Annotated in this window: 21 protein-coding genes; 15 read left to right on the top strand and 6 right to left on the bottom strand. The window is 39.2% G+C overall.

The features are described 5' to 3' along the window. Positions 1-483: 483 nt before the first annotated feature. The 5 genes from J4N46_RS02390 (at position 484) to J4N46_RS02370 (ending at position 3,699) form a co-directional block, all read left to right on the top strand. Entirely contained in the window at positions 484-1,533 is a 1,050-nt protein-coding gene (locus J4N46_RS02390) for an RHS repeat domain-containing protein (protein WP_208058008.1), read from the top strand. Positions 1,534-1,714: 181 nt separating this feature from the next. Then, complete coding sequence (locus J4N46_RS02385; RefSeq protein ID WP_208058007.1) at positions 1,715-2,239, top strand: hypothetical protein; 525 nt, start codon at positions 1,715-1,717, stop codon at positions 2,237-2,239. A gap of 90 nt (positions 2,240-2,329) precedes the next feature. Beyond that, complete coding sequence (locus J4N46_RS02380) at positions 2,330-2,629, top strand: hypothetical protein (protein WP_208058027.1); 300 nt, start codon at positions 2,330-2,332, stop codon at positions 2,627-2,629. Then, on the top strand, positions 2,623-3,162 hold the full coding sequence (locus J4N46_RS02375) for a hypothetical protein (protein WP_009388467.1): 540 nt from the start codon (positions 2,623-2,625) through the stop codon (positions 3,160-3,162). Before J4N46_RS02380 ends, J4N46_RS02375 begins: the two co-directional genes overlap by 7 nt. Positions 3,163-3,171: 9 nt before the next feature. Further along, complete coding sequence (locus J4N46_RS02370; protein ID WP_208058006.1) at positions 3,172-3,699, top strand: helix-turn-helix domain-containing protein; 528 nt, start codon at positions 3,172-3,174, stop codon at positions 3,697-3,699. Between the two features lie 43 nt (positions 3,700-3,742). Here J4N46_RS02370 and J4N46_RS02365 read toward each other — a convergent pair whose 3' ends face one another. After that, the gene (locus J4N46_RS02365; RefSeq protein ID WP_208058005.1) at positions 3,743-4,210 is read right to left on the bottom strand and encodes a type I restriction enzyme HsdR N-terminal domain-containing protein; all 468 of its coding nucleotides are present in this window, start codon (positions 4,208-4,210) and stop codon (positions 3,743-3,745) included. 37 nt (positions 4,211-4,247) lie between these two features. Here J4N46_RS02365 and holA point away from each other — a divergent pair, with 37 nt between their 5' ends. Next, positions 4,248-5,258 (top strand): DNA polymerase III subunit delta, encoded by a 1,011-nt coding sequence (holA, locus tag J4N46_RS02360; protein WP_208058004.1) that lies wholly within the window; start codon positions 4,248-4,250, stop codon positions 5,256-5,258. A 59-nt stretch (positions 5,259-5,317) separates the two neighbouring features. Here the strand turns inward: holA and J4N46_RS02355 are convergent, their stop codons facing one another. From J4N46_RS02355 to J4N46_RS02345, 3 genes are all read right to left on the bottom strand, one after another. Beyond that, positions 5,318-6,133, bottom strand: coding sequence for a 2,3,4,5-tetrahydropyridine-2,6-dicarboxylate N-succinyltransferase (locus J4N46_RS02355; protein WP_208058003.1), 816 nt, complete (start codon positions 6,131-6,133; stop codon positions 5,318-5,320). A 110-nt stretch (positions 6,134-6,243) separates the two neighbouring features. Further along, positions 6,244-7,809 (bottom strand): RagB/SusD family nutrient uptake outer membrane protein, encoded by a 1,566-nt coding sequence (locus J4N46_RS02350; protein WP_208058002.1) that lies wholly within the window; start codon positions 7,807-7,809, stop codon positions 6,244-6,246. A 21-nt stretch (positions 7,810-7,830) separates the two neighbouring features. Further along, positions 7,831-10,968 carry a SusC/RagA family TonB-linked outer membrane protein gene (locus J4N46_RS02345; protein ID WP_208058001.1) on the bottom strand — a complete coding sequence of 1,046 codons (3,138 nt, stop codon included), beginning with the start codon at positions 10,966-10,968 and terminating at the stop codon, positions 7,831-7,833. Positions 10,969-11,554: 586 nt separating this feature from the next. Here J4N46_RS02345 and J4N46_RS02340 point away from each other — a divergent pair. From J4N46_RS02340 to J4N46_RS02300, 9 genes are all read left to right on the top strand, one after another. After that, on the top strand, positions 11,555-11,758 hold the full coding sequence (locus tag J4N46_RS02340; RefSeq protein ID WP_208058000.1) for a hypothetical protein: 204 nt from the start codon (positions 11,555-11,557) through the stop codon (positions 11,756-11,758). 6 nt (positions 11,759-11,764) lie between these two features. Continuing rightward, a complete protein-coding gene (cmk, locus tag J4N46_RS02335) occupies positions 11,765-12,442 on the top strand; it encodes a (d)CMP kinase (protein WP_208057999.1) in 678 nt (225 codons plus the stop codon). 13 nt (positions 12,443-12,455) lie between these two features. Next, the gene (gene bioB / locus J4N46_RS02330; protein ID WP_208057998.1) at positions 12,456-13,583 is read left to right on the top strand and encodes a biotin synthase BioB; all 1,128 of its coding nucleotides are present in this window, start codon (positions 12,456-12,458) and stop codon (positions 13,581-13,583) included. A gap of 12 nt (positions 13,584-13,595) precedes the next feature. Next, on the top strand, positions 13,596-14,078 hold the full coding sequence (locus J4N46_RS02325; RefSeq protein ID WP_208057997.1) for a DUF6934 family protein: 483 nt from the start codon (positions 13,596-13,598) through the stop codon (positions 14,076-14,078). Beyond that, complete coding sequence (locus J4N46_RS02320; RefSeq protein ID WP_208057996.1) at positions 14,053-14,250, top strand: hypothetical protein; 198 nt, start codon at positions 14,053-14,055, stop codon at positions 14,248-14,250. Before J4N46_RS02325 ends, J4N46_RS02320 begins: the two co-directional genes overlap by 26 nt. Before the next feature lie 59 nt (positions 14,251-14,309). After that, positions 14,310-14,525 (top strand): DUF3820 family protein, encoded by a 216-nt coding sequence (locus J4N46_RS02315; RefSeq protein ID WP_208057995.1) that lies wholly within the window; start codon positions 14,310-14,312, stop codon positions 14,523-14,525. A gap of 94 nt (positions 14,526-14,619) precedes the next feature. Next, the gene (locus J4N46_RS02310; RefSeq protein ID WP_208057994.1) at positions 14,620-15,129 is read left to right on the top strand and encodes a gamma carbonic anhydrase family protein; all 510 of its coding nucleotides are present in this window, start codon (positions 14,620-14,622) and stop codon (positions 15,127-15,129) included. A 306-nt stretch (positions 15,130-15,435) separates the two neighbouring features. Continuing rightward, on the top strand, positions 15,436-15,969 hold the full coding sequence (locus J4N46_RS02305; RefSeq protein WP_208057993.1) for a DUF3575 domain-containing protein: 534 nt from the start codon (positions 15,436-15,438) through the stop codon (positions 15,967-15,969). A gap of 78 nt (positions 15,970-16,047) precedes the next feature. Then, positions 16,048-17,328, top strand: a complete 1,281-nt coding sequence (locus tag J4N46_RS02300) for a replication-associated recombination protein A (RefSeq protein WP_208057992.1) — start codon at positions 16,048-16,050, stop codon at positions 17,326-17,328. On the opposite strand, the gene J4N46_RS02295 is transcribed toward J4N46_RS02300, so the two are convergent. Both J4N46_RS02295 and J4N46_RS02290 read right to left on the bottom strand, forming a co-directional pair. Continuing rightward, positions 17,322-18,551: a type IX secretion system plug protein gene (locus J4N46_RS02295; protein ID WP_208057991.1), complete on the bottom strand. Its 1,230-nt coding sequence runs from the start codon at positions 18,549-18,551 to the stop codon at positions 17,322-17,324. The genes J4N46_RS02300 and J4N46_RS02295 overlap by 7 nt on opposite strands. Positions 18,552-18,556: 5 nt before the next feature. Continuing rightward, positions 18,557-19,111, bottom strand: coding sequence for a Maf-like protein (locus J4N46_RS02290; protein WP_208057990.1), 555 nt, complete (start codon positions 19,109-19,111; stop codon positions 18,557-18,559). Between the last annotated feature and the right edge of the window lie 30 nt (positions 19,112-19,141).

The raw sequence follows: 19,141 nt of genomic DNA, 5'->3' as shown, positions 1-19,141 counted from the left end.
GATGGACGTTCTTACCTTCTAAGAGAGTGTGAGGTAACAACTGATTTTAAAAATCACTATAAAGGGTAATGTATCAGATATGTTGTTAAAATTACAACAACTTACTAATCAGTATAATACAAAAGAACTGCCCTACTATTTTTCTTTACCCACCATAGAGAAAAGAGTTTTTTAAGCCTATAATATGCTCTAAATAGTGCGAGGGGAATTGTGAATTATGAATTTTGAATTCTGAATTTTGAATTGTGGGAGCAATGGGAGCAATGGGAGCAATGGGGTGTGAGCCATACGGGCAATTGTGGGACAAGTAGGATGGGGAGAGAATTGTGAATTTTGAATTGGGCACGAGCTGCAAGCTTGCGCCAGCGGGGGATAATCAGATGATTAATTTAAATTTTGATGCGTTTGACCTAATAAAAAACAGCAAAGAGGGGCTTCTCTCAAAATAAATGCTTACCTTTGCCGCACATAGCAAAACACTCTATGAAATACATATCCAAAATACAAATAGCACTTTTCCTGTCTTGCTTGATGATAAGCTGCTCTCAAAGACCAGAACCTTCCAATCCTTTCTCCGATTGGGAAAAAGAACATCTTCGCGGCAGAGTAAAACAACTCATCACTTATCAGCAATACAGAAATGATACCTTGCCTATCATCTCAGAGTACGATACCTTAGGGCGTCTTACCTTCCGCCAAGATCACTTCAATGATGTGTTCTTTACTAAAGAAACCTTCATCTATCAGTTCCCTATATGTATCTGGGATCCTCCCACTTATTCGAAAGATTCCCTCACAGGCCAAGACCAGATGGAATACCACGAAACTTACGTTAAAGATTTCTTAGATACACGCCTGCAAGGCAGCTTAGATGTGTTTTTCTTGTCTGAAAATCGTATCATCACCCGCAATGATGACGGACAAATAAGCCATATTGCCTATCAAGAGGGCGAAATCGTTTATTTTAATTACCAAACCAAGAACGGTAAACAATACTGCACCGAAGTCTTCTTTAATAATGGTGAAGAGGTGGTCTTCTCCCTGAAAATTGATTATGACGACAAAGGTAACCTGCAGCGCTTGCGTTCTTTTGGTGAGAAGAATACCTTAAGCTTAGAAATAGGCTACACCCCCGATAGGCAGATTAAAAGCATTACTAACTACGATAAAAACCAACTAAAAGAAGAAGAAAAACTATATCACTACAATGATAAAGGACAATTAATCAAGGAAATAAGATACGATCAGTTTATAACAGAATATCAATACAACGATAAAAATCAAGTAGTTGAAGAAACTGAATACAACACCAAGCTCCCTCTAGATCAAGCTGAAAAATACCGCTATCAATACACCCCACAAGGCGATATAAGTCGCAGAGAATTAAGCTACAAAAAAGAAGACAATACCACAGCAACCTCCGTAACTACCTACCGCTACAAGTACGACACTCAAGGTAACTGGACCCTAAAACAAACCTACACGAATGGCAAATATATCGAACACCAAAGTAGAAAAATAGTATATTATTAGCAATGAAAAAACTGTCATATCCTGAAATAGATTTACACTAAAAACAAGAAAGGGGTATGAGCTCCTCACCCCCGTTCCCCCTCCCCAAAAGGGAGGGGGCAGTGCGCAGTTGTGTGTGGGAGGGGGGAATTATGTGTCATATCCTGAAATAGGTTTACACTAAAAATAAGAAGAAATAGATATGAGAATTCAAAAGACTTTATTGCTTATTAGTTTGCTTTTAGTGGTAATGTACTCTTGCAAAAACACTAATAGCAATGATAAAATAGAACAAGCTAAAGATTCTATAGTAAATATAGCATCTGATGATATTGTATTAAACAACCCTCTTGCAGGTAAAAAGTTTTATTATTTAGATAAAGAGGAGAATGGAGAATTGACGCTCTCAATATACCCATATCTTGAAGACGATTATGATATGGCTAAAATTATTTTTACTGACTCAATGCTTATTGATGGTTGGAATGTTATGGAACCCTCTGAGTGGAAAATAGAAAGGGTTTCCCAACAAGATTCTCTTTTAATCTATCACTTACAAATGATGTATTATCCAGAAACTCAAGATACTTTTTATTTTAATTATAATGAAAAAAAAGGTATTTTATATAGAAAGTTATATAGAAAGGATAGAGATACGACTTTTATTTTAATAGATTCTTTAAAGAGTAATAGTGTGAGAAAAGTAAAAGCAGAGTGGATACCATGATTTATATCTCAGTTATGTTCTAAAAAAAATAGAATCTACATTTCTATAAAAACCCTTACCTTTGCAAAACAAAATTAACAAGATAGAACAATGAACAACCTACTCACCCATTATCCTGTGAATTGGATAGACGGAATGAAGCTAAGCAGCAGCCATTTTATTGCTGTGCAGAACTTTGTTACCGATAGCGTTAGAGATGCCATAGCCTTACAAACCATAGACCTTAACTATGGCTTACAACCTGCTGGGCATATCCAAATGTACAATGGAGAGAAGTGGGTGTCAGATTTTGTGCAAAGACGTTTCTGGCCTGGTACTGCTTATGAAAATGATTATAAAAAGAGAAAAGAAGAAAAAAGAGAAGTTAATTTTAAAATATTCAGATGGTAAAGATTTATTATTTTATTTCAGCGTGTTTATTGTTATTTTCTTGTAACAATAACAATACCCAAGTATCATCTTCTGATGATACTACAGATACTATTTCCTCTATCAAAAGAGATACCATAGTAGAAAAAGATACAATTGCACCAATTCAAGTTCCTAAAGAAGAAACTGATGAAGCTACAAAAATGATTTTGGAATTTTATGATAAGTACATCAGGCAACGAGATAAAATACCGTGCTCTGATTTATATGAAGAAGAAAAAAAATGTGAAGATGAATTGATAAGAATTAAGAAAAATTATTTATCAAATAAATTGATAAAAAAAATAAAACCTACTGAAGATAGAGATATGGATTTTATTCTAAATGCCCAAGATATCAACCTAAAATGGTTAGACTCTCTTAAAGTAAAGAAAATAAGTTCAGAAAGATATAATGTTTATATTTTTGATTTCTTTTTTAATAGATATGATAGCGTACAATTAAAAGTAGCTAAGAAGAAGGATAAGTATATTATTGATGATATTATATTTTAAAATATTCAGATGGTAAAGATTTATTATTTTATTTCAGCGTGTTTATTGTTATTTTCTTGTAACAATAACAATACCCAAGTATCATCTTCTGATGATATTAGAGATACTATTTCCTCTATCAAAAGAGATACAATAGTAAATAAGGATACAATTGCACCAATTCAAGCTCCTAAAGAAGAAACTGATGAAGCTACAAAAATGATTTTAGAATTTTATGATAAGTACATCAGGCAACAAGATAAAATGCCTTGTCTTGATAACAGGGAGTTTTGCGAAGAAGAATTAAGGGAAATAGAAAGGGAGTTTCTATCAAGTAAATTAATACGGAAAGTAAATTCAGATGAATTAAGTGCAGATCCTATTGTAAGAGCACAGTACTATACAATAAAATGGTTAGATTATCTTAAAGTAAAGAAAATAAATTCAAAAAGATATAATGTGTATCTTTTTGACTTTTATGATAACAGATATGATAGCATACAATTAAAAGTTGCTAAGAAGAAGGACAAGTATATTATTGATGATATTATTTTTTAGAAAGAGATTTACAGCCGCTGGCTCTTAGAGCAGAGTCAGGAATTTAAAGACCGCTTGGCTGAGCAGTACAATGATAAGATGGCAAATCGGGTAAAAATACATAGCATTGCGCCTGATAGTCGGTTTGGCAATAGTAGTGATTCAGCCCATTGGTAACCATCAAATAACGTGCCTTAAGACTGAGGTTGTAACGTGCGATTTGGTCGAATACTTCTTGAGTAATGGCTACCGTAGGTGCTTTGCACTCTACCACCACTTCTATACTGCCATCGGTGGCAAATACTACTACATCATAACGCTTGGTAAGTCCGTTGAGCAGGAGTTCTTTTTCTACATTGATAAGTGCTTGTGGGTATCCTTTCTCGTTGATAAGAAAGCGCACCACGTGCTGCCGTACCCATTCTTCGGGTTGCAACACTACATATTTATGCCTGATAATATCGTAAATCTCTATTTTGCCTGCTTGCTTTCTGAAACAGAAATCGTAGGTTTTAAAATTTAATGCGTTCATAGGTGCAAAAATAGTATTTTTTTATTATTTTTGCACTATGAAAGAAGAAGTTAAAAAAATTATAGCTGCCATCAAGAAAGGTGAAATAGCCCCTATCTACTTCCTAATGGGGGAAGAACCTTATTTTATAGACATCGTAAGCGATTATATAGAAAATAACTTACTGCAAGAAGACCAAAAAGGTTTTGACCAGCTGGTGCTATACGGGCAAGATGTAACTGTGCCTGCTATTATAGACTATGCACGGCGTTTCCCAATGATGTCGGAACGACAAGTAATTATCATAAAAGAAGCTCAAAAACTAAAGGCTACTATAGACCAATTGGTACCTTATGTAGAAAACCCTACTCCTTCTACAGTATTGGTTTTCTGTTATAAATACGAAAAATTGGACGCTCGCAAAAAACTAACCAAAACATTGGAAAAACACAAGGCTTGTGTGCTGGTGAGCGACAAGCTAAAAGAATACCAAATCGCTTCTTGGCTTCCTGATGTAGTGAAGAAAAAACACTTGCTGATACAACCTAAAGCTATACAAATGCTGGTAGACTTTTTGGGTAACGACCTGAGCCGCATACAAAACGAAATAGACAAGCTGGCACTCATCATTGCTAAAAATAGCGAAATTACTCCTGAAGTGATTGAGCAAAATATAGGTATCAGCAAAGATTTTAATAATTACGAACTAAAAAGTGCTTTTGCTACCAAAGATGAAATCAAGGTGATGCGCATCATCAAGCACTTTGGCGATAATCCTACTGATAACCCTATTGTGGTAACCTTATCGGTACTATATACTTTCTTCCAAAAACTATTGGCTTTTCACGGTCTTACCGACCAAAGTGATAAGGCTGCCGCTACTGCTCTAAAAGAAAACGCTTTTTTTATAAAAGAATACCGCACTGCGGCGCAGCTGTACCCAATGAAAAAAGTAAGTGCTATCATCAACGGCTTGCGCACTATTGATGTGAAAAGCAAAGGGGTGGGCACTGCTAATGCCTCCCAAGCCGACCTGCTGAAAGACTTAGTAACACTTATTCTTAGATAAAAAAAGAGGCTGTCCTTAACTTTCTGGACAGCCTCTTTTCATAATTCAAAAATCACAATTTACACCGATACGTTATACTCGCGAAGTGCGTCATTGAGCGATGTTTTCTTATCGGTTGACTCCTTTCGTTGCCCAATGATAAGCGCACAAGGCACTTGGTATGCTCCTGCGGGAAACTCTTTGGTATAACTGCCGGGGATTACTACCGAGCGTTCTGGTACATAGCCCTTTAGCTCTTTAGGCTCAGTGCCTGTAACATCAATGATTTTGGTAGAAGCCGTTAGCACTACATTAGCTCCTAATACTGCTTCTTTGCCTACACGCACTCCTTCTACCACTATGCAACGAGAGCCAATAAAAGCTCCGTCTTCAATAATTACAGGGGCAGCTTGCAAGGGTTCTAACACGCCTCCAATACCTACGCCACCGCTTAAATGCACATGTTTACCTATTTGGGCACAGCTACCTACCGTAGCCCACGTATCTACCATTGTGCCTTCATCTACATAAGCTCCTATATTCACATAGCTTGGCATCAGGATTACGCCTTTAGCGATATAAGCACCACGCCTTGCCACAGCAGGAGGCACTACACGCACGCCTTTTTCATCGTAATCGTGTTTCAAAGGTATTTTGTCGTGATATTCAAAGATACCCACCTCGGCTATTTTCATACTTTGTATGGGGAAGTAAAGCACAACAGCTTTCTTTACCCATTCGTTGACCTGCCAGCCCTTACTAGTAGGTGTTGCCACCCTCACCTGACCTAAATCTAAAAGGTGAATTACCTCGCGTATGGCAAGTTGCACTTCTTCCTCACGCAAAAGCGACCGATCGTCCCACGCTGTTTCTATTATTTTTCTTAAATGTTCCATTTATTTTGATATTGAAAGCACAAAGGTACAAAATAATGATTAATAGCCAATAATTAATGATTAATTTTAGAGGGATTGGTTGTATTTATGTTATGCCGAGAGGGTTGAACTTAGCGCAGAGGGTTGAAGTCGGTTTCAGAAGCCGGTACATCAAACCATTCTTTGTACTGATAATCGATAGTGCAGGGTTCTACGGTACCATCAGCCTCTACTAATACAATGGCATTATGCCTGCCCCCGCCTTGTGCCAAAGGCTTTAGCAGCCCCCAGCGGCGTGCATCGTAAAAAGGAGTACCTTTAAGGAATAGCCCTATGCGGCGCTCACGGCGTAACTCTTCTAATGCTTGCGCTTGAGACAGTCCTGTACCAGCTACCGCAACCAATTGTGCATTTTGGTAATTGCGTACGGCATCTATATGAGCCAAACCAGCATCGGTATTGCCTTGTCGTATTTTCACTTCGGCAAGCATCAATTGGTTTTCTTCATAGGTACAAGCAAAAGGCATTTCGGCTTGCCCAGGGGTAGAACTTGCATAATCGGCACCATCTACAAATTCATAACGAGTGCCTAATGATAGTCCGCGCCCACGAGGGTTGAAATAAGGCTCGGAGCGGCGGTGGAGATTGCGCGTAAAGCGGTTGTCGCCAGCCTTAAAGTCCTGAACCCAGCGTTCTGAGGGGTATTCCCAAGTGGTAGTCATCATAGAAGGCGACCAATAGTCGGTAGCTACAAAGCACAGTGAAGCATCGGGATGGGCACGCATTGTAAAGATGACGTCGCTTGCCTGAATACCATTGTTGCACAATTGTTCTATTTCGGCAAGGTCGGCAGCAGTAAGGTCGGTAGCGTATTTATTTACCAAGATATTACGTGCCTTATAGGTATTTATTTGCCTAATAAACGTTTGCGGACTTAGTACGCCCCCTTTGCCTACTTGAAAGTGCGAAGGGACAAAGAGTTTGAAGAGCTCTATATAAGTAGCATCACTTTCGCTAATGGTGCTAAGAATGTTTTGAGCTTCGGTAAAAAGGCGAGTAGCTTCGGCAATGACGTTTTCACGAGGCTGATAGTTATTGCTGAGTTGGTTGTATTGGTTTGTAATCACGGCTTTGCTATAGAGAGAACCTAATCGCGAATAAGCGAAGCCCTTCCACCACAAGTACCACGCTTTGTAGGTTTTCAGCTTGGTATTGGCATCAGCACCTTGAAAAGCTACTTCGTTGTTATTGAGCAGCTGTAGCGCTACATTGCAATGCCCAATAAGCCCATAAAGAGCGCTCCATTCGTTGTGCATACCATTATCTTCACCTTTATCGCGGGTATTGTCAATTTCAAAAATAGTAGCTTGAGAAGCCCCCAATGTAGAGGGTACCACTGTTCCATTGGGGCGTGTGATAGTGTATGGAGTATTTCCTGCTCTGAAGCCTAAATTGCCTGCAAAAGCCGAAGTAGCATCGCCCATAAGGTTGTGCAGAGTGAGGGCAGCCCAAGTGTAGTTGCTCACCCTGTAGCGATAACGCAAGGGCTCGTAAGTGCCTATGGTAAATTTTTCGATACCTTCTTCGGTTTTAAGGGTTTCTAAGCCTTTTTCGTTGGGATTTTCAAGGTTTAAGCTGTCTTTGCTACAGCTGGTGAGCCATAGAGACAATACTGTGAGTATATATAATCTTTTCATTGTTGTATTATTTTAATGGGGTTAGAATCTGATAGCGAGTGCCATAGTATAGCTACGAGTATTGGGGAATGTCCAAAGGTCGATACCGCGATAGAGCGGGTTATTCACATTGGTACCCACCGCTTCGGGGTCGACACCTGAATAGTTAGTAAAAGTGAGCAAGTTGCGAGCCGAAGCGGTAATGGTGAGCCCTTTTATAAAAGTATCTTCTAATATTTTACCCATATCATAGCTTAGCGAAACGTTGCGCAATCGCACATAAGTACCATCTTCTACAAAGTAGGCATTGCTGCGAGCCGTTTGGTAAAAACTATGGTGATACGCTACAAAAGGAGCTGTTTGCCCGCCTATGGTAACAGGTTTTTCAAAATCGGCGTGTATTTTGTCGTTATATATCCACTGTTTGCTGGCATTGTATATATTTCCGCCTTGTGTCCAATCTACCTGTACCGATAGTGTTAGTTTTTTATAAAGGGTAATATCGTTGAAAAACGACATTGTAAAATCTGGGGTAGCATCGCCGATGCGTTCTTGTTCGGTAGTGAACATTACGGTTTTATCGGTTTTATTGACTACGTAACCATTGACGATTTCGTATTTATTGAGGTCGGCATCAGCAATATATCGCACTCCTTTGGAATTGGTTTGAGTGAGCGAGGTAAGCGGTTTGAAGCCATAGAATGCGCCTACAGGTTCTCCTTCTTTGATAGAGGTTTGCCCAGAGCCTGCTGCTCCTACTACTATGGTTTTGTGGTTTGAGATTTCATCTACCATAGTTTTTCCTTTGCTGAAACGGGTAGCGAAGTTCCAATCTATTTGGTCGTTGCTAAATACGTTGAGGTCTAACGATAGTTGCAGTCCATTGCTGGAGAGGCTAATAGCGTTGTCTTTAATTTTGTTAGCACCCAAAGAAGGGGGAGTGCTGATATCGTAAATAGAGCCTTGCGACTTGCGAGCCCAATAGGCAGCTGTACCTCCTATACGATGGAACCAATGTTCGCCCAAGCGGAAGGTATAATCTAGCCCTACCTCAAATTCTCGTGTTTTTTCTACGCCTAATTCGGGATTGCGAGCAGTAGTAGGCAAGTAGTAATATCCACGCGTGCCAAATTTGGCATTAGAGAGGCTTAGCAAGCGGTCGTAAGCATTGGGCTGAATACCAGCTTCGCCATAAGCAGCGCGCAATTTGAGGTCGTAAATACGGTCGTTTTTGATAAATTCGGAAAGGCGAAAATAGGCATCGCCACGAGGGAAGGTAAATGGTTTTCCTCCTTTACCAAAAGCTGATGAGTAATCTGAACGTACCCCTACTGAGAAACCGAATAGGTTACTATAATCAAACTTTTGGTTTACCAGCCAGCCAAAGGTAACGAACTCTTGGGTATAATCTTCGGAGGTAGCAGAGTTGGCATTACTAATGGTGAAAGGAGGTTCTTGCCCATAGCCTGTACCTACGCTTTGGTGCAAATAATCGGTAGTTTTGCGCCAATCATACGACAGCTGTGTGGTGGATTGCAGGGGGAAGTTCCACTTAAAATCTTTTTCAAAATCAAAACGTGCAAATAAGTTAAGCAAAGAGTTTTGGAAGGTAGTGCGTGTTTGTGATACACTAAGTTGCCCTACAAAAGGGGTTATACCTTTGCTGGGTGTAGTGGTTTTGGTTTGGTTTTTGATGAAGTCCCGATTTTCATAGCGGGTATGGTCTAAGCCATACTTGTAATCTAAATCTATATGCTGTGATAGCTTGTAATTGGCACTAATGGTTTGTATTACACGATTTACATCGGAATTGCTTGTGCGGAAGTGATACATATAGGCAGGCATTACTGAGTTTTCGCCTGGGTGAAAATTGACAAAGGGCGTGCCTGCAGTGGTGATGTAATTGATATCGACAAAGGGGAAAGCTCTGTATACATTGGACGAGCCATAGGTAGTATCGCGCCCGTTTACATCGCTGGCGGTGTTGTTGCTGGTAATGAGCTGAGTGCCTGAACGCAGGGTGAAATTCTTGAAGAGCTCTACTCCAAAGTTGGCGTTGAAATTCTTCTTTAGATAGCGCCCAAAGGTGGTACTGCTCTGGTTGAACAAGGTAGCACCCACGGCGTAATCTACATTGCCTGTAGCCCCTGTAATATTGAGTGATTGCTGATAGGTGTAGGCAGTTTTGTAAAACTGTTTGAGATGGTCGTAAGTTTTTTCTTTGTAAGGTTTGTTTAGTATGGTATTGCCATCTACCGTTTCATCGGGGAGTGTCCAATATCCGGTAGTGGGGTCTACTTTTATGGGGCGGTTGTTACCATCTACTATATAGCCTTCGGTATCGGTTTTGTAGTAGTGGTATTTTGCATAGGCTAGGTTTCCACTAAGGGCATTATCAAGGCTGAGCGATGAGTTATAAGAAAACTCGGTGCGCTGTCCTTTTTTGCCTCGCTTGGTGAATATTTGTATAACGCCATTGGCACCCTGAGCCCCGTAGATAGTAGCTGCGGCAGCACCTTGTATAACCTCTACGCGTTCTACATTGGAGAGGTCTAAATCGGAAAGACGAGAGGAAACGTTGCTACTATCAAATCCTACGCTTGCATTGGTAGCGTTTACCTGCACACCATCTACCATTATCATTGGTTGTGTGCTACCTAAGGAGTTGATACCTCGCAAGATGATATTAGCTTGCTGCCCTGGTTGTCCTGACATAGATTGTATTTGAGCTCCAGCTATTTTTCCGCCTAAAGCATCGTCTATGCTTTTAACGGGTATTTTTTTGAGCGATTGCTCTGAGACGGCATCTACCGAGATAGCAACTTTTCGTTTATCGGTAGCTACGCCCACGCCTGTAACTACTACTTCTTCTAAATCGTGAGTTTCTTCTTCGAGTACGACATCGATACGATTGTTGCCTCCTACCACAAAGGTTTTGGTTTTCATACCGAGGAAGCTAAATTCAAGGGTTTTACCCTTTTCGGTTTTGATGTGGTATTTTCCATCAAAGTCGGTTTGAGTACCCTTTTGTTCTCCTTTTACCGTTACGGCTACACCAAGCATTTCTAATCCGTTGGCATCACGTACTGTACCCGTGATTTCGCGTTCTTGCGCTTGCAATGCGAAAGGCACTATATATAGTAAAAATAGTGCAAAGCAGATTTTTTTAGTGTTTATCATAGCTAATTATTTTAATAACTCGGGACAAAAATATAATGATTTTTCTAAACTTCCAAATAATTTAACAACTTTTTTTCATCACATTTTCAGTTTACAAATGAAAAAAATCTTTAAAATTGAGATTTTATTAAATTATCAGCAATATAGTTTCTTATAATTACGGTATCAGTAAAATTGATTATTGTTTTTTGGTTTTTATTTGTTAAAACGAATTTTTAGTGAATTATGAATTTTGAATTATGAATTTTGAATTAGGGGGGCGCAAAAAAAATGTTTTGTGAGGGCGATTTGCCAATTGTTTTGTGAGGGCGATTTGCCAATCGCCCCTACAATGTGAATAAAAAATACTAATTATCAACGTATGAATTTTGAATTTTGAATTAGGGTGGGTGCGCAAAAAAATTGCTTTGTGAGGGCGATTTGCCAATCGCCCCTACAATGTGAATAAAAAACACTAATTATCAATGTATGAATTTTGAATTTTGAATTGGGGCAAATGGGGGTAACAGCTAAAAATTAATCATTAAACACTAAACATTAAAAATTATTTCGTACCTTTGCAATGTGAATATTACTTTTGTGATTTATGGATTCTCCTATAAAAAAAGAAATAATGGGGCGCAATAAGCGGATACAGAAAGTGATAGGCTGGAGTATCATCGTATTTGCGGTTATTGTATTTAGCTTATTGGCAAATTATATGGGTAGATACCTATCGCACAAAATGCGTACTCCTACAGAGATTACCGATACGACAACTAAGAACGATACTATAACAACTAAAAACTAAAAAATAATGAAAAAAATCATTATAGCAGTTGATGGCTATTCATCAACAGGAAAAAGTACTACTGCCAAAGCGGTAGCCAAAGCTTTAGGCTATGTGTATATTGATACAGGGGCTATGTATCGCGGCGTTACTTACTTGGCGCTGGAAAAGGGACTCGTTTCTACCCAAGGAGTAGAAATAAAACCTCTGATGAAGGCTTTGCGACACAGCAAATTCAATTTTGTATATAACCCTGCTTTGGGCTTCTCGGAACTTTACTTGGACGGTAAGAATATTGAGGATAATATCCGCAGTATAGATGTGGCAAACTGGGTGAGCGAAATTGCTAAACAACCTGAAGTGCGGACTTTTTTGGTGAACTTACAACGCAAAATGGGCGAAGAAAAAGGCGTGGTAATGGACGGGCGCGATATAGGAACTGTTGTATTTCCTGAAGCCGAACTAAAGATATTTATGACAGCCTCTGAAGAGGTACGTGCACAACGCCGCTTTAAAGAATTGCAAGCGAAAGGTGAAAAAGTATCTTTTGAGGAGGTTTTGGCAAACATCAAACACCGCGACCACGTGGATACTACTCGTAAAGAATCGCCATTGCGCAAGGCTAATGATGCCATTACTATAGACAACACGCACTTAACAATAGAGGAACAAGTAGATAAAATATTATCAATATTAAAAGACTAATAATAGAAGAGATATGTGTGATCACAATTGCCAATGTAGTAATAACGATGGCACTCGCCATAATTGGACAACGGAAGAAATTATTGCTATTTATAACAAACCCCTAATGGAACTGCTATACGAAGCAGCGACAGTGCACAGAAAATATCACGACCCAAACTCGGTGCAAGTATCGAGTTTGCTATCAATAAAAACAGGAGGCTGTTCTGAAGACTGTGCTTACTGTCCACAGTCGGCGCGTTATGAGACCGAAGTGAAGATAGAAAATGCTGATATGATGAGCGTTTCGCAGGTAAAGGCACAAACTTTGCGCGCAAAATCGGCGGGGGCATCGCGTGTGTGTATGGGTGCTGCGTGGCGTAATGTGAAAGATGGTCCTGAATTTGAACAAGTTTTGGAGATGGTGCGTACTATCAACAAACTGGATATGGAGGTGTGTTGTACCTTGGGTATGATTACTGAAAATCAGGCACAACGCTTGGCTGAAGCGGGCTTATACGCTTATAACCACAATCTTGATACTTCGGAAGATTATTACAAAGAAATTATTTCTACTCGCAGTTATCAGGATAGGTTGCAGACGATAGAGAATGTACGCAAAACGAATATTACAGTGTGTAGTGGTGGTATTATAGGTATGGGTGAGGCTCTTGAAGACCGCGCTAATATGCTGGTGGCTCTTTCTACGCTGAATCCGCAACCTGAATCGGTGCCTATCAATGCTTTGGTGCCTGTGGAGGGTACGCCTTTAGAAGATGCTGAGCCTGTGGCTATATGGGAAATGGTGCGTATGGTGGCTACGGCACGTATTGTAATGCCTCGTTCGCAAGTACGCCTATCGGCAGGACGTACTCAAATGAGCCAAGAGGGACAGGCTTTGTGCTTTTTTGCAGGGGCTAACTCTATTTTTGCGGGCGACAAGCTGCTTACCACTCCTAATCCTGATATTAATGAGGATATGCGTATGCTTAACGAGCTGGGGATACGTATTCAGAAACCATTTGAAACACACCCACAACCTGCTACCGTAGAAGCTGCTGATTCGCAATACCACTCATTAGGTGAAAATCCTAAATGGACGCGCCCTACTCATAAAATAGAACGCAATGAGGAGAAAAAGCGAGTGAAAGTAGGGAAATAAGACTCTGTGAAGATGAAGCTACCACAATACGATATAACCCAAGATGAAACACCTTATACATATCAATTTATAAGTGAAGGGAAAAGAGGAAAAATCTATAAAATAGTAATTTTTCAAGAGACTGAAGCTAAAGGTTTTTTCAACTTAGGCTTTGGGGATAAAGATAACGAAACTGGAGAATTATTAGATGATACTATAGTGTCTGATAATGGAGATAGTGAGAAAGTATTAGCAACAGTAGTTGCTATTGTTTACCTTTTTACAGATGAAAATCCTGATGCTTACATATATGCTGAAGGTAGTACTCCATCAAGAAATAGGCTTTATAGAAAAGGAATTACAAAGTTCTTAAAACAAGCCTTAGAAGATTTTTATATTTATGGTTTAGTTTCTGAAGAAGTTATGGAACCCTTTGACCCTAATGGTAATTATATAGGTTTTTTAGTTCATCGTAAAAAGCAACAATCATATGACAGCACAAGAAAAAAAAGCTAAAGAAAAAGAGTATTTAGAAAAATACAACATCAGAATAAGATATAGTGATACACCTATATTAGATAATACGCGGGTATATTTTTCTAAAAAGTTAGAACGAGCTAATAAAGTACTGAAGAAAATACGTTTTCCTGAAGGATTTTTTGAAGAGCCTATTAGCAGTGCTAATTAGTAAAATACATTTTGGTAAAGTTAAAAGCATTGTATAATAATCATTTTTAAGCAAATTAAATGAACCCCGAAATACTTAAAGAAATTATTACAACCCCAATGCCCTTTGGTAAATATGAGGGCACTATGATTGCTGATTTGCCGGTGTCTTACCTTGAATGGTTTAGCTCGCAGGGCTTTCCTAAAGGGAAATTGGGAATGCTATTGGCTACTACCTTCGAGATAAAAACAAACGGACTACAAGAAATTATTGATAAACTGAAGCATATTAATTAGGCATTAGTCATTTATCATTAGTAGCTATTGCAATATAGTGACTAAAATGACTAACATTACATAATTCAAAACTCACAAATCAAAATTTAATAAGGTGTTAGTAAAAAAAGTAAATGGGAAGCAGCCTGCTTATGGTGAGGGTTGTTTTTTTGCAGAAAATGCTACGCTTACAGGAGATGTAGTGCTTGGCGACCATTGCACTGTATGGTATAATGCGGTTATTCGTGGTGATGTGAATAGCATCAGGATAGGTAATTATACTAATATACAAGATGGTGTGGTGATTCACGCTACTTACCAAACACACGCTACTACAATAGGTAATAATGTATCGATAGGACATAATGCTATTGTACACGGTTGTACTATTGAAGACAATGTGCTAATAGGTATGGGCAGCATTGTAATGGACGGCTGTGTGGTGGAAAGTGATAGCATCGTGGCAGCGGGTGCGGTAGTGCCTCCGAATACACATATAGAAAAAGGTAGCCTATACGCAGGCGTTCCTGCTAAAAAGATTAAAAATATTACTGAGGAACAAAGAGCGTTAATAGCAAGAACTTCAACTAATTACGTGAAATATGCCTCTTGGATAGAAAAATAATTTAAAATTATTCTATACTTTATTTGTATATATTCAAAATAATATATATCTTTGCCGTGTTGTTAGTATGATGAAATATATTTAGCAGTGTTTTTATATTTCGTTTGTATTCACTGTGGAGGTATCTTTTTTAGTGTTTTTTAAGTTGTTATTACGCTCCATAAGTGAATTTAGTTAGTTTTAAATAGTGAAGTCCGTTTCTATAAGAGCGGACTTTTATTATTATATTTATGTTAAAATTGACAATTAAATTTGGTAGTAATGATTTATTTTATACCTTTGCGGTAAATTTAAACTTATAATAGAATGAAAAAAATTGTTTTAGCTGTAATATTATTGGTTTTTTCAGCAAAAACCTTTGCACAAGATGATTATCCTAAACATCAAGTGAATTTGAACATTTTGAATGTAATTTGGCTCTCATCAGTAGAATTGGGGTATGAGCACTATGTAGCATTCAACCAATCAATAGAAGGTGAATTGTTCATAAACGACCAATATTCTTTCTTTTTTAAGAAAAGTGGTGAAAAATATAACTGTACTAGCTTCAAGCTGGGCTATAACTACTATTTTGACCTTGATGGTAATTCAGGCCCTTACATCAATCCATTTATAAAAACCCGTTTTGGTAAATTTACCTATGCCGATGAAGTTACTAAGGTGAATATGAACTCGTTTATAGTGGGCTTGGGGGCTGGTTATCAATTTAACTACAACGATACTTTTGTGATAGCTCCTTATGCTAATATTGCGCGTAACTTTGGTAAAGAGGTAAATGGAGATTCTAAGTTTTGGGCTGTAGAACCTAATTTGGGTATCAAAATAGCTTATAAGTTTTAAGAAATTACAAAATACTGAACTATAAAAGAACCGCTAAAAGCGGTTTTTTTTGTAAGTTTATAAAGTGAGACTATAAAGATGTTTATTCCGTTAGCAGAACGTATGCGCCCTACAACGCTTGCGCAATATGTGGGGCAAGAGCATTTGGTAGGCGCACAAGGGGCTTTGCGACAGCAGATAGAGAGTGGATTTTTACCTTCACTTATTTTCTGGGGACCTCCTGGTACGGGTAAAACTACGCTTGCCAATATTATTGCCCAGCAAAGCAATAGGCGTTTTTTTACCTTGAGTGCCATTAGCTCGGGCATTAAAGAGGTACGCGAGGTGATAGACCAAAGCAAACAAGGAGGTGGATTGTTTACTCACCAAAATGCCATTGTGTTTATAGACGAGATACACCGCTTTAATAAAACCCAGCAAGACTCGCTGTTGCAGGCGGTAGAGAAGGGTTGGATTACGCTAATAGGTGCTACTACTGAAAACCCAAGCTTTGAGGTGATACCGGCACTATTATCGCGCTGCCAAGTGTATGTACTCAATGCCTTTGAACGTAAAGACTTGGAACTCCTATTGCACAACGCCATTGCCAATGACGAGCTGCTGAAAAAAAGAGAAATTGTACTGAAAGAAACAGAGGCTCTTTTACGGCTATCGGGGGGCGATGGGCGCAAACTGCTGAATACTTTTGAGCTTATTGTGAATGCTACCCCCATAGGAGAACCTGTAGTGATTACCAATGATAGTGTGCTGCATTTGGTTCAAAAAAACACAGTGCTTTACGATAAAACGGGTGAGCAACATTACGATATCATTTCAGCATTTATAAAATCTATCAGGGGTAGCGACCCCAACGGGGCTGTGTATTGGCTTGCCCGAATGATTGAGGGCGGTGAAGATGTGAAGTTTATAGCACGGCGTATGCTTATACTAGCTTCCGAAGATATTGGGAATGCGAACCCTACAGCAATGATATTGGCTAACAACACTTTTCAGGCAGTAACTACGATAGGTTATCCTGAAGCTCGTATCATCTTGAGCCAATGTGCTATTTATTTGGCGTCATCACCTAAGAGCAATGCCTCATACAAGGCGATTGGCAAGGCACAGCAGGTTGTGAAACAGACAGGAGATTTGCCTGTGCCTATTCATTTGCGCAACGCTCCTACTAAGTTGATGAAAGAATTGGGCTATGGCAAAGATTACCTATATGCTCACGATTACGACCAAAACTTTGCTTTTCAGGATTACCTGCCCGATGATTTACAAGGAGAGGTGTTTTATCAACCTGGGAACAACCCCCGTGAGCAGGCACTGCGGGAATATCTGAAAAAATTATGGGGTAATAGGTATCATTATTGAGCTACAGAGGCAGCTCCTATACCTATAACCTCATCATATAAGTTGCCCGGTTGCCTATAATACACTATTACTAAATAGGTATTCTCTGTTTGGTAGAAATTACCACCTATTTCGTCATAATCAACTTTGTTGCCTTGTTTGGTAGCAAATTTATAATTATAAAAACCTTGTTTTAGCAATACCTTCCCTTTGAAAAGTCCGTCATCGGGGTCATAGGTAAGTTTATAGTCGTTTAGGAGTTCGTAATTGGAGAATTTACCATATACATACACTTCTTTATTCCACAACTCCGAAGTGCCTTGTAAGGCAAAATGCACCCACGTATAATCTGCTTCTGTAGCGTAATTTGCACCGTGGAGGGTTTTTATGAGAAAATCACCATTGATATCGGGGTAATATGTGTAGAGATGGTTTGCGCGAGGCGTATTGACTGTTAGAAAACTATTTATCAACTTGTTGCGTTGTAGCCGAACTACCCCTTGAGCTGCTACTTGCAGGTCTTTACTATCAAAATAATAATATTCATTGCCCCCCTCAAAAGAGGTTTCGCGGTCGTATTTATACACCAAATCATTACCTATTACATACTGAGGTTTTACACCCGTAATAGCTCTATCCCAGCGGAAGTTCTGCAATATAGCTACCTTTACAGCTTCTTGTGGATTCTCTAACCTCAAATCGCGCTGCCGAATACTAAATTGCACTACTTGACTAGTATCGTAATACTTCATATCTCGTGCTCGTTTCACTTCGGTAGGTACGGCTACCAAAGGCGTATAGAGGATAAAACGCCGTGAAAAGAGCTCCGTTCCATAACTATCGGTAATAGAAAGCATATAGTTGCCCGAAAGTGTAGGCTGGGTAAGTTCGTTCGGAAAAGTAACCCTATAATGCGAGTAAGTTTGTAATGTGCCATATGAGTTGGCTTCAGGCTGAATGGGCTGCCCGTCAATACCTTTTAGGTACTCACTTTTTAGCAATTGTGAAGGAGTCCAATCGGCGTTGCAATGCGTAAGCTGGTAGTAATAAGTTTCTTCGTTGCCTATAATATCGTCAAATTGCAGGCTAAACGACTCATTACGGCGCACAATAGGGAATTGATTCTTATCATTAGCATCGGCTTTAAAGATAATTGTCTTGATATACTCAGGGGGAGTTTTCTCTACCAATGCTTGTGCTTGCAAGACTAATGGAAATAGGAGTATGAAAAGGAGATTTTTCATATTTATTAATTAATTAATTGACAAATCAGGTGCGTAGGCAGTCCCATTACGTTGTTATAAGAGCCCTCAATAGAGGTTACCCCTATATGTCCTATCCATTCTTGAATGCCGTAAGCGCCTGCTTTGTCAAAAGGCTTATATTTTTCAATATAGTGCGTTATTTCCTTATCGGTAAGCTCTCTAAAAGTTACTTTTGTAACGCAGTGATGCGTACCTTGAGCATCATTGGTAGTAAAACACACCGAGGTAATCACCTCGTGGGTCTTACCTGAGAGCGAATGCAACATCGCAAAGGCATCAGCAGCATCTTTGGGCTTGCCAAGAGCTTTGCCCTCGTGCCAGACGATAGTGTCGGAAGTTAGGAGCACACAATCTGCAGGAATATTTCCTGCAAAGGGTGTAGCTTTTAGCTGAGCCAAATAATCTGTAATTTGTTCCCGCTGCAAGTGCGTGGGATAAGTTTCTTCTACAGGTTTGAGTACCACCTCATAGGGAATATCTAATTCTTTCAAGAACTGCTGACGGCGCGGTGAGCCTGAGGCAAGGAGTATCTTTTTCATTATTATTTTAATAGGTTATCAAAGCAAGTA

The sequence above is a fragment of the Capnocytophaga bilenii genome, assembly GCF_017565765.1.
Lineage (GTDB): Bacteria > Bacteroidota > Bacteroidia > Flavobacteriales > Flavobacteriaceae > Capnocytophaga > Capnocytophaga bilenii.
Note: the sequence above shows the minus strand (reverse complement) of the source record. Positions and strands in the feature narration are given on the sequence as shown.

What these genes read in the sequence shown, in the direction of transcription:
- holA (WP_208058004.1), top strand. Translation starts at nt 4,248, where the DNA reads ATGAAAGAAGAAGTTAAAAAAATTATAGCTGCCATCAAGAAAGGTGAA.
- J4N46_RS02350 (WP_208058002.1), bottom strand. Translation starts at nt 7,809, where the DNA reads ATGAAAAGATTATATATACTCACAGTATTGTCTCTATGGCTCACCAGC.
- J4N46_RS02380 (WP_208058027.1), top strand. Translation starts at nt 2,330, where the DNA reads ATGAACAACCTACTCACCCATTATCCTGTGAATTGGATAGACGGAATG.
- J4N46_RS02385 (WP_208058007.1), top strand. Translation starts at nt 1,715, where the DNA reads ATGAGAATTCAAAAGACTTTATTGCTTATTAGTTTGCTTTTAGTGGTA.
- J4N46_RS02345 (WP_208058001.1), bottom strand. Translation starts at nt 10,968, where the DNA reads ATGATAAACACTAAAAAAATCTGCTTTGCACTATTTTTACTATATATA.
- J4N46_RS02305 (WP_208057993.1), top strand. Translation starts at nt 15,436, where the DNA reads ATGAAAAAAATTGTTTTAGCTGTAATATTATTGGTTTTTTCAGCAAAA.
- J4N46_RS02355 (WP_208058003.1), bottom strand. Translation starts at nt 6,133, where the DNA reads ATGGAACATTTAAGAAAAATAATAGAAACAGCGTGGGACGATCGGTCG.
- J4N46_RS02320 (WP_208057996.1), top strand. Translation starts at nt 14,053, where the DNA reads ATGACAGCACAAGAAAAAAAAGCTAAAGAAAAAGAGTATTTAGAAAAA.
- J4N46_RS02290 (WP_208057990.1), bottom strand. Translation starts at nt 19,111, where the DNA reads ATGAAAAAGATACTCCTTGCCTCAGGCTCACCGCGCCGTCAGCAGTTC.
- J4N46_RS02370 (WP_208058006.1), top strand. Translation starts at nt 3,172, where the DNA reads ATGGTAAAGATTTATTATTTTATTTCAGCGTGTTTATTGTTATTTTCT.
- J4N46_RS02295 (WP_208057991.1), bottom strand. Translation starts at nt 18,551, where the DNA reads ATGAAAAATCTCCTTTTCATACTCCTATTTCCATTAGTCTTGCAAGCA.
- J4N46_RS02375 (WP_009388467.1), top strand. Translation starts at nt 2,623, where the DNA reads ATGGTAAAGATTTATTATTTTATTTCAGCGTGTTTATTGTTATTTTCT.
- J4N46_RS02340 (WP_208058000.1), top strand. Translation starts at nt 11,555, where the DNA reads ATGGATTCTCCTATAAAAAAAGAAATAATGGGGCGCAATAAGCGGATA.
- J4N46_RS02390 (WP_208058008.1), top strand. Translation starts at nt 484, where the DNA reads ATGAAATACATATCCAAAATACAAATAGCACTTTTCCTGTCTTGCTTG.
- J4N46_RS02315 (WP_208057995.1), top strand. Translation starts at nt 14,310, where the DNA reads ATGAACCCCGAAATACTTAAAGAAATTATTACAACCCCAATGCCCTTT.
- J4N46_RS02325 (WP_208057997.1), top strand. Translation starts at nt 13,596, where the DNA reads ATGAAGCTACCACAATACGATATAACCCAAGATGAAACACCTTATACA.
- J4N46_RS02365 (WP_208058005.1), bottom strand. Translation starts at nt 4,210, where the DNA reads ATGAACGCATTAAATTTTAAAACCTACGATTTCTGTTTCAGAAAGCAA.
- J4N46_RS02300 (WP_208057992.1), top strand. Translation starts at nt 16,048, where the DNA reads ATGTTTATTCCGTTAGCAGAACGTATGCGCCCTACAACGCTTGCGCAA.
- cmk (WP_208057999.1), top strand. Translation starts at nt 11,765, where the DNA reads ATGAAAAAAATCATTATAGCAGTTGATGGCTATTCATCAACAGGAAAA.
- bioB (WP_208057998.1), top strand. Translation starts at nt 12,456, where the DNA reads ATGTGTGATCACAATTGCCAATGTAGTAATAACGATGGCACTCGCCAT.